Source organism: Streptomyces sp. NPDC058683 (genome assembly GCF_042716195.1).
GTDB lineage: Bacteria > Actinomycetota > Actinomycetes > Streptomycetales > Streptomycetaceae > Streptomyces.
The window spans coordinates 47,164-53,783 of record NZ_JBHXSK010000004.1 but is presented as its reverse complement, the minus strand read 5'-3'; the positions used below and the strand labels follow the sequence as shown (position 1 = coordinate 53,783).

The 6,620-nt window shown below is 70.9% G+C and carries 6 protein-coding genes; 4 read left to right on the top strand and 2 right to left on the bottom strand.

Translation table 11 applies throughout. The annotated features are described in order from the left end of the window. Positions 1-138: 138 nt before the first annotated feature. Positions 139-1,311, bottom strand: a complete 1,173-nt coding sequence (locus ACFWXC_RS05700) for a right-handed parallel beta-helix repeat-containing protein (RefSeq protein WP_384473574.1) — start codon at positions 1,309-1,311, stop codon at positions 139-141. A gap of 239 nt (positions 1,312-1,550) precedes the next feature. Between ACFWXC_RS05700 and ACFWXC_RS05695 the strand changes: the two genes are divergently transcribed. Beyond that, positions 1,551-2,399 (top strand): LLM class F420-dependent oxidoreductase, encoded by an 849-nt coding sequence (locus tag ACFWXC_RS05695; RefSeq protein ID WP_384473572.1) that lies wholly within the window; start codon positions 1,551-1,553, stop codon positions 2,397-2,399. A 207-nt stretch (positions 2,400-2,606) separates the two neighbouring features. After that, positions 2,607-3,347, top strand: coding sequence for a dienelactone hydrolase family protein (locus tag ACFWXC_RS05690; RefSeq protein ID WP_384473569.1), 741 nt, complete (start codon positions 2,607-2,609; stop codon positions 3,345-3,347). 586 nt (positions 3,348-3,933) lie between these two features. On the opposite strand, the gene ACFWXC_RS05685 is transcribed toward ACFWXC_RS05690, so the two are convergent. After that, the gene (locus ACFWXC_RS05685; protein WP_384473566.1) at positions 3,934-4,509 is read right to left on the bottom strand and encodes a TetR/AcrR family transcriptional regulator; all 576 of its coding nucleotides are present in this window, start codon (positions 4,507-4,509) and stop codon (positions 3,934-3,936) included. A gap of 147 nt (positions 4,510-4,656) precedes the next feature. On the opposite strand from ACFWXC_RS05685, the gene ACFWXC_RS05680 reads away from it, so the two are divergent. Together ACFWXC_RS05680 and ACFWXC_RS05675 are read left to right on the top strand one after the other, a co-directional pair. Then, complete coding sequence (locus tag ACFWXC_RS05680) at positions 4,657-5,676, top strand: aldo/keto reductase (RefSeq protein WP_384473563.1); 1,020 nt, start codon at positions 4,657-4,659, stop codon at positions 5,674-5,676. 17 nt (positions 5,677-5,693) lie between these two features. Further along, positions 5,694-6,563, top strand: coding sequence for an LLM class flavin-dependent oxidoreductase (locus ACFWXC_RS05675; RefSeq protein ID WP_384473560.1), 870 nt, complete (start codon positions 5,694-5,696; stop codon positions 6,561-6,563). Positions 6,564-6,620 lie beyond the last annotated feature (57 nt).

The window sequence follows — 6,620 nt, the reverse complement described above, 5'->3', positions numbered from 1 at the left end:
CACCTCAATTTCCGCGGCCTGCTTCTTTTTTTTATATTATACGGGTTGGGGGGGGTTAAGCCGCCGCCGGCCTGTTTCCCCCCACCGGGCCGCCGGGGCGTCCACACCCTGTGGACGCCCGGTCGGCCGCGGTGGGGCCTACGGGTTGACGACGCTGCCGCCGAAGGTGACGTTCAGCTTGCCGCCCGACGCGAAGGACCAGCCGAGGGCGCCCGCGTAGGAGGAGCACCGGGAGCCGTTCGTACCGGTCCAGAACTGGTTGGAGCTGTCGGCGTCGCCGACGGTCTTGTCGTTCGAGCCGTCTACGGCGAACCGGCAGGAGGTGTCGGTCCGGAACACCGAAGTCCCGGTGTCGAAGGAGAAGTTGCGCTCGGCGTTGTCGATGCCGACGTTGTTCGAGACGGTCATGGTGCCCGGGTTGCTGTTGTAGGTGAACCCGTGGTGCCCGTTGCCGTAGGCGATGTTGTGCCGCACCACGTGGTCGACGGCGATGTCGTCGCCGCCCAGCTTGTAGCCGTTGCGGTCGCCGTCCCCGCTCTGACTGCCGTCGCTGAGCGTGCCGTTGCCGTAGGAGAGCGAGTACTCGATGGTGACCGGCCCGATCGCCCCGGTGTCGGTCTTGGTGTAGAGATCCCAGCCGTCGTCGATGTTGTGGTGCGAGACGTCGTACCGGAAGACGTTCCCGGTCCCCGTGGTCAGCTTGCTCGCGAACCCGTCCGCGTCCTCCCCGTCGCTGTCGGCGTTGTCGTGCGACTCCGAGCTGACGACGAGGTTGCCGGCCGGCCACTGGCTGCTGGGCGTGCTGGAGGAGATCCGGCCGAGTTGGAGTCCCGTGTCGCGGTTGTACGCGGTCACGGCGCGCTCGACGACGTTGTTGCTGCCGCCGACGTAGATGCCGTTGTCGCCCGCGTGCTCGACCGTGAGGCCGTACAGGTGCCAGTAGTTCGCGTAGAGCTGGATGCCCCGGTTCGACGAACTCTCGCTCTGCGCGGAGAAGTCGAGGACCGGGGTCTCGCCCGGGTAGGCGGAGAGGGTGGTGAGCGCGCCGGAGGTGCCGTCGGCGCCGGCCGGGATGGTCACGGTGGCGGAGTAGGCGTACGTCCCGCCGCGCAGGTAGATCGTGCCGCCGGAGGCGATACGGCTGATCGCCGAGGTGAGCGTGGTCGGCGCCGACTGGGTGCCGGCCGCGCTGTCGGTGCCGCTCGGCGACACGTACAGCACGGTGGACGCGGCCTGCGCGGGGGTGCCGGAGAGTGCGACGAGCGTGCCGGCGAGCAGGCCGACGGACGCGATGACTGGTCTCACGTGCATCGTTCGTCTCCGTTCGGGTTTTGAGGTGTGACCGGACGTGCGGGAGAGGTGGAGGCGTAGATCCGTAGAGAAGGAAAGCGCTTTCTCTGTGAAGCTAGGGAAGGTGTCGCGGACGCGTCAAGGGTCATGTATGTAAAGGAAGTTCAGGTGTGTGATTCTCTGGGGGATGGTTCGATTATTTCGATGGCGATCGGAATAGTCGTCGCCGGACCCCGGTTGTCGCTGACATGGACGAGATCGTGGATGAGACGGACAAGATCGACCTGGGTGCCGTCGGCGCATGGCGTCACGCGGACACCTCGCCGGAGCTCGCCGGCGAGCTGGAACGCCTGGGCTACGGCACGCTGTGGCTCGGCAACGTGACCGACCCCGACCTGGCCGTGGTCGAACGGCTGCTCGACGCCACCGAGACCCTGGTCGTCGCCACCGGCATCGTGAACATCTGGTCCAACCCGGCCGACCGGGTGGCCCGTTCGTACCGCCGTATCGCCGAGCGGCACGCGGACCGCTTCCTGCTGGGCGTCGGCGCCGGACACCCGGAGGCGACCAAGGAGTTCGTACGGCCGTACCAGGCCCTGAACGACTACCTGGACGTCCTCGACGCGAGCGGCGTCCCGGTGGCGCGCCGCGCCCTGGCGGCCCTCGGCCCCCGGGTGCTGCGCCTGGCCGCCGACCGCACGGCGGCCGCGCACCCGTACCTCGTCACCCCGGACCACACCCGCCAGGCACGCGAGATCCTCGGCACCGGACCGATCCTGGCCCCCGAGCAGAAGGTGGTCCTGGAGACCGACCGCACCCGGGCCCGAGCCGTCGGCGACGCCACCCTCGGCGTCTACCTGAACCTGTCCAACTACCTGGGCAACCTCCGCCGCCTGGGCTTCGACGACACCGACTTCGCGGACGGCGGCAGCGACCGCCTCTTCGACGCGCTGATCCTGCACGGCGACGCGGCCCGGGTGGCCGAGGGCGTCCGCGCCCACCAGAAGGCGGGCGCCGACCACGTGGCGCTCCAGCTGCTGCACCCCGCGGACACCGACCCGCTGCCGGGGTACCGGGCACTGGCCGAGGCGCTGAGGCTGACAGGCTGAGGCCCTGCCCGGCGGGCCGGACGGAGCCTCCGGGAAAACCGGTTGGCGGACCACGGCGACCACTGCTACTTTCCCGGAGGCCGTGCGAGAGAACGAGGAGGTGGTACCCGTGACCGCAGTATCGACATGGGTGCTCCCCTCCGGGGTCACGGTCGGGCGATAGGTCGTCCGGGAGCGCCGCCCTGAGCGCTCCCGAAAGGCACGACCATGCACTTCACCTCCGAACGGCGCCTCGACGACGGCGTCCTCGAACGCGAGTTCACCCTCGGCGAGATCCCCGGCATCCTGTGGACGCCGGCATCCGCATCCGCGTCCGCACCGGTGCCGCTGATCCTGCTCGGCCACCCTCCGCTCGGACTGGGCAAGATGTACCCCCGGCTGGCGGGGCGGGCCCGGCACGCCGCGGCGGACGGCTTCGCCACGGCCACCATCGAGCTCCCCGGGAGCGGTGACCGGCCCCGTTGGGCAGCCGTCGAGCAGGCCCGCGCCGACCTGCGCCGGGCCATGGAGGCCGGCGGGCCGGTCGGCGACGAGATCGTCGACGCCCTCGTCCTCCCGCTGGTCGACAAGGCGGTCCCGGAATGGCAGGCCGCCCTGGACGCCCTCCTTTCGCTGCCCGAGATCGGCGGCCCGGTCGGGTACTCGGGGGGAGTGATCTCCATCGGCATCCGGCTGGCGGTGGTCGAGCCGCGCATCTCGGCCGCCGTGCTGTTCGCCGGGAGTCTCGTGCCCGCCGCCCTGTTCGAGGAGGCCCGCCGGGTCACCCTTCCGCTGCACGTCCTGCTGCAGTGGGACGACGAAGGGAACGACCGGCAGGCGTCCCTGGACCTGTTCGACGCCTTCGGCTCCAAGGAGAAGACGCTGCAGGCCAACATGGGCGGCCATACCGGCGTCCCGCAGTTCGCGGGGGACGCAGCGGCCGACTTCTTCGCCCGGCACCTGAAGTGAGGCCGGGCCGTCGGGCAGTCGGGCCGGCGGCAGAGGGTAGGCGGTAGACGGTAGGTGGTGGGCGGTAGGTGGTGGGCGGTAGGCGTGGGTGGTAGGTGGTGCCGGCCGGGATGCCGTGCATCGAGGACAGGTTCCCGGGCTCCCTCTCGTATCACGACCACGTGATGGCCGGACGGCCGGCAGACAGCTCGCCGGACGGAAATCCCTGGCCGGTGCCGCCGTTCAGGCCTTGACGATCCGTCCCCGACGTCGCACTGCCGTGTCGACGCCGGGGACGCTGTCGTCGGGGACGTTGCCGCCAGGGACGTTGTCACGTTGTCGCCGGGGACGTTGTCGCCCGGCCCGAGCGAACACCGCGCTCCGTCAGGCACCGATCCGCAGACCGATGCGTCCCGTGCCGTGCCGCGTCGCGGCACGGCACGGCGGTGCGCGTCGGCTGCCTCGGCGAGCGGGAGGACCACTCCGACGTGCGGGAGAAGCCGGCCGCGTACGGCGAGTTCGGTCACCGCGCGTGCAGGTCCCCGGGCCGCCGACGCTCTCGGCCGGCCGGCCGCGGAGGCCGCAACTGACGCTCATTCCCGGCGCGTTATGTCCGGCCCAGCCCCGTGACGAGAAGGGCGACGAGACGGCGGGCGTCGTAGCCGGGGTCGTTCTCCGCGCCGATGCAGAGGTTGCCGACGCCGCGCATCAGCTCGACGGCGGCCAGGTCGGTGTGGATCTCGCCGGACTCGGTCGCCGCGTCGAGAAGCCGGGTGCAGACCGGGACCAGGCGGTCCAGGAAGTAGGAGTGGAGGGCGTCGAAGCCCGCCTGGTCGGAGCGCAGGGCCGCGGCGAGGCCGTGCTTGGTGACCAGGAAGTCCACGAAGAGGTCGATCCACCGGCGCAGCGCGTCGTACGGGCTCGGCGCCTCGGCCAGCAGGGCCGGCCCGGCCTCGGCGCAGGCCTCCACCTGGTGCCGGTAGACGGCGATGATCAGGTCCGCGCGGGTCGGGAAGTGCCGGTAGATCGTCGCCGTGCCGACGCCCGCGCGGGCCGCGATGTCGCGTACCGGTGCCTCCACGCCCGACGCGACGAACGCCGCCGCGGCCGCTTCCAGCAGGGTCATCTCGTTGCGCCGGGCGTCCGCCCGGCGGGGCCGGACCGCCTGCTCCTCGTCCTTCATCGTGCATTCCTCATCGTGTGCTCCCTCCGCTGTCACCCTATCGGGGCGTTGCCAAACGGGACAGCGTTCCGTATCGTCGAAGACATGAAACGGGACATCGTCCCGCTTGTCTGTACGTCATGTTGCGTCATGTGAGGAGACTCCGTCATGCAGTACCGCACCTTGGGCCGTACCGGTGTGCAGGTCAGCGCGCTCGCGCTCGGCGCGATGAACTTCGGCGCGATCGGGCGCACGACGCAGGAGGAGGCGACGGCACTCGTCGACGCCGCCCTGGACGCCGGGATCAACCTGATCGACACCGCCGACATGTACGGGCAGGGCGAGTCGGAGGAGATGGTCGGCAAGGCGATCGCCGGCCGCCGCGACGACCTCGTGCTGGCCACGAAGGCGGGCCTGCCGATGGGCGACGAGCGCAATCACCGCGGCGGTTCACGGCGGTGGCTGGTCACCGAGCTGGAGAACAGCCTGGTCCGGCTCGGCGTCGACCATGTGGACCTCTACCAGATACACCGCTGGGACCCGGCCACGAGTGACGAGGAGACCCTGTCGGCGCTGACCGATCTGCAACGCGCGGGGAAGATCCGCTACTTCGGCTCCTCGACCTTCCCGGCCTACCGGATCGTGCAGGGCCAGTGGGCGGCGCGCGAGCACCACCTGAGCCGGTACGTCACCGAACAGCCCAGCTACTCCCTCCTCCAGCGCGGCATCGAGGCCCATGTGCTGCCGGTGACGCAGGAGTACGGGATGGGTGTGCTGGCGTGGAGCCCGCTGGCCTCGGGCTGGCTGTCGGGTGCCGTGCGCAAGGGCAGGGACATCACCACCAGCCGGTCCAGGATCCTTCCCGACCGCTTCGACCTCACCCTGCCCGCCAACCAGGCTCGGCTCGACGCCGTGGAGCGGCTCGCCGCCGTCGCCGAGGAGGCCGGACTGACCCTGGTCCAGCTCGCGCTCGGCTTCGTCACCGCGCACCCCGCCGTCACCAGCGCCCTCATCGGCCCCCGTACCCAGGACCACCTGAACTCCCAGCTCGCCGCCGCCGACACCGTGCTCTCCGCCGACGTCCTCGACGCGATCGACGCGATCGTCGCCCCCGGCACCGACCTGGCCGCCCACGAGAAGAACGACACCCCGCCCGCCCTGCTCGACCCGGCACTGCGCCGCCACTGACCCTCCCGGGAGCCACGATGACCACGGAACCCCGCTTCGGGATCATGACCGCCCCCATGCAGGTGTCGTACGACGACGTCCTGCGGGTCTGGCGGGAGGCGGACGCGATCCCCGAGATCGAGCACGCCTGGCTGTTCGACCACCTCATGCCGATCGGCGGCGATCCCGGCGGGCCGATCCTCGAGGGCTGGACGCTGCTGTCCGCCCTGGCGGCCCAGACGCGACGCGTGCGCCTCGGTCTCCTGGTGACCAGCAACCGCTTCCGGCCGCCCGCGATACTCGCGAAGATCGCCACGACCGTCGACGTCGTCTCCGGCGGCCGGCTCGACTTCGGCATCGGTGTCGGCTCACGGCCGCATCCGCCCGAGGCCCGCCGCGAGTATCCGGCGCACGGCCTGTCCTTCACCCCTCCCGCGCAGGCCGTCGAGAGCCTCGCCGAGGCCTGCGCCCTGATCCGCCGTCTGTGGACGGCCGCCGAACCCTTCGACTTCCACGGCAGCCACCACCAGCTCACCGGCGCCTTCGCCAACCCCAAACCCGTCCAGCGCCCCCATCCTCCGATCCTGATCGGCGGCCGTTCGGCGGCGACCCTCCGGGTGACCGCCGAACACGCCGACCTCTGGAACATCCCGGGCGGCGACATCGAGGACTGCGTCAGCCGCAGCGCCCTCCTCGACCGCTACTGCGCGGAGATCGGCCGCGACCCCGCCGAGATCACCCGCTCCATCCACCTCCCGGTCTCCTACGACCACCCGGAGACGACCCGCACCGCGATCGCCGAGGCGCTGGGCGCCGGCTTCCGGCACATCGTCCTGGGCCTGCCGGCCCCGTATCCGGAGGGAGTCGCGCGCTGGGTGGCGGACGAACTCATCAGAAAGGAGGCCTGACTCCTACGGGCAGGAGGCGCGGCCCCCGTCACCCACTCCTCTCACTGAACGCTCCTC